This is a genomic window from Variovorax sp. 01T432 (assembly GCF_056398605.1).
This window is the reverse complement of the sequence record NZ_JBFTPS010000115.1, coordinates 1-2,721: the sequence shown is the minus strand read 5'-3', so window position 1 is coordinate 2,721 and position 2,721 is coordinate 1. Positions and strand designations below refer to the sequence as shown.

Annotated in this window: 3 protein-coding genes; all 3 read left to right on the top strand. The window is 68.0% G+C overall.

Features of this window, described 5'->3' with window-relative positions; translation table 11 throughout:
• The coding region (locus AC1DNF_RS35390; protein WP_478153571.1) for an NAD(P) transhydrogenase subunit alpha at positions 1-929 on the top strand (929 nt) is incomplete at its 5' end.
• Between the two features lie 6 nt (positions 930-935).
• Positions 936-1,265 carry an NAD(P) transhydrogenase subunit alpha part 2 gene (locus tag AC1DNF_RS35385; protein WP_478153569.1) on the top strand — a complete coding sequence of 110 codons (330 nt, stop codon included), beginning with the start codon at positions 936-938 and terminating at the stop codon, positions 1,263-1,265.
• Positions 1,262-2,721 (top strand): NAD(P)(+) transhydrogenase (Re/Si-specific) subunit beta (locus tag AC1DNF_RS35380; RefSeq protein ID WP_478153567.1); only part of this gene is annotated, 1,460 nt, incomplete at its 3' end. The genes AC1DNF_RS35385 and AC1DNF_RS35380, both read left to right, overlap by 4 nt.

Sequence of the window (2,721 nt, the reverse complement as noted above, 5' to 3'; positions counted from 1 at the left end):
TCGTGCTGAAGGTACGCGCGCCCGACGACGGCGAGGCCGCGCGCATGAAGCCCGGCACGGTCGTCATCGGGATGCTCAACCCCTTCGATGCCGCGGGCCTGCAGCGCCTGGCCGCGGCCGGGCTCACGGGCTTCGCGCTGGAGGCCGCGCCGCGCACCACGCGCGCGCAGAGCATGGACGTGCTCAGCTCGCAGGCCAACATCGCCGGCTACAAGGCGGTGATGATCGCCGCCGACAAGTACCAGCGCTTCTTCCCCATGCTGATGACGGCCGCGGGCACGGTGAAGGCCGCGCGCGTGGTGATCCTGGGCGTGGGCGTGGCGGGCCTGCAGGCCATCGCGACGGCCAAGCGCCTGGGCGCGGTGATCGAGGCCTCGGACGTGCGCCCGAGCGTGAAGGAGCAGGTCGAGTCGCTGGGCGGCAARTTCATCGACGTGCCCTACGAGACSGCCGAGGAGAAGGARGCCGCCGARGGCGTGGGCGGCTACGCCCGCCCGATGCCCCCGAGCTGGCTGGAGCGCCAGAAGATCGAGGTGGCCAAGCGCGTGGCGCTGGCCGAYGTCGTGATCAGCACCGCGCTCATCCCCGGTCGCGCCGCGCCCACGCTGATCACCGAGGAGATGGTCAAGTCGATGAAGCCGGGCTCGGTGATYGTCGACATCGCCGCGGGCAAGGGGCCCGACGGCGTGGGCGGCAACTGTCCGCTGTCGGAGGCCGACAGGACGGTGGTCAGGCACGGCGTGACGATCGTGGGCGAGACCAACCTGGCGGCGCTGGTGGCGGCGGATGCGTCSTCGCTCTATGCGCGCAACGTKCTCGACTTCCTCAAGCTCATCGTGACCAAGGAAGGCGGCCTGAAGATCGATCTCGAGGACGACATCGTGGCGGCCTGCCGCATGACGCAAGACGGCCAAGTGACAAGGAAGTAATCAATCATGKATCCCGTTTCCCACACCGTCATCAACCTGATCATCTTCGTGCTGGCCATCTACGTGGGTTACCACGTGGTGTGGACCGTCACGCCGGCGCTGCACACGCCGCTGATGGCCGTGACGAATGCGATCTCCGCGATCGTGATCGTCGGGGCCATGCTGGCGGCCGCGCTCACCGAGACCGGGCTGGGCAAGACCATGGGCGTGCTGGCCGTGGCGCTGGCGGCGGTCAATGTCTTCGGCGGCTTCCTGGTGACCCGGCGCATGCTGGAGATGTTCAGGAAGAAGGACAAGAAGGCAGCACCGGCAGCCGGCAAGGAGAACGCAGCATGAGCATGAATGTCGTCACGCTGCTGTACCTGGTCGCATCGGTCTGCTTCATYCAGGCCCTGAAGGGCCTGTCCCATCCGACGACCTCCATCCGCGGCAACATGTTCGGCATGGTGGGCATGGCGATCGCCATCCTGACCACCGCGGCGCTGATCGTGCAGCTCTCGGGCGGCAAGGCCATCGGCATGTCCTGGGTGCTGCTGGGCCTGGTGGTRGGCGGGGGCTACGGCGCCTACCGGGCGCGCACCGTCGAGATGACGCAGATGCCCGAGCTGGTGGCCTTCTTCCACAGCATGATCGGCCTGGCGGCGGTCTTCATCGCCGTGGCGGCGGTGGCCGAGCCCTGGGCCTTCGGCATCACCGCGGCGCCGCTGCCGGCGGTGATCGGCGCGAACACGCCCGAGGGGGCGGTGCTCATCGACGGCTTCGCGCGCTTCGCCATCCCCGGGGGCAACCGGCTGGAGCTGTTCCTGGGCGCGGCCATCGGCGCGATCACCTTCAGCGGCTCGGTCATTGCCTTCGGCAAGCTCTCGGGCAAGTACAAGTTCCGGCTGTTCCGSGGCGCGCCGGTGCAGTTCAAGGGCCAGCACATGCTCAACCTGGCGCTGGGCCTGCTGACCATCGCGCTGGGGCTGGCCTTCGTGGCCACCGAGAGCTGGACGGCCTTCTTCGCGATGCTGCTGCTGGCCTTCGTGATGGGCGTGCTGATCATCATCCCGATCGGCGGGGCGGACATGCCGGTGGTGGTGTCCATGCTCAACAGCTACTCGGGCTGGGCGGCCGCGGGCATCGGCTTCAGYCTGAACAACGCGATGCTGATCGTGGCGGGTTCGCTGGTGGGCTCCTCGGGCGCGATCCTGAGCTACATCATGTGCAAGGCGATGAACCGCTCCTTCTTCAACGTGATCCTGGGCGGCTTCGGCGGCGAGGCGGCCACGGCCACRGGCGGCGCCAAGGAGCAGCGCCCGGTCAAGAGCGGCAGCGCCGACGACGCGGCCTTCGTGCTGAGCAATGCCGAGACGGTGATCATCGTGCCGGGCTATGGCCTGGCGGTGGCGCGCGCGCAGCACGCGGTGAAGGAACTGGCGGCCAAGCTCACCGAGCACGGCGTGACGGTGAAGTACGCGATCCACCCGGTGGCCGGGCGCATGCCGGGGCACATGAACGTGCTGCTGGCGGAAGCSGAGGTGCCCTACGACCAGGTGTTCGAGATGGAGGACATCAACGGCGAGTTCGGCCAGGCCGACGTGGCGATCATCCTGGGGGCCAACGACGTGGTGAACCCCGCGGCGCTGCAGAAGGGCACGCCGATCTACGGCATGCCGATCCTGGAGGCCTACAAGGCCAAGACGGTGATCGTGAACAAGCGCTCGATGGCCGCGGGCTACGCGGGGCTGGACAACGAGCTGTTCTACATGGACAAGACCATGATGGTCTTCGGCGATGCCAAGAAGGTGGT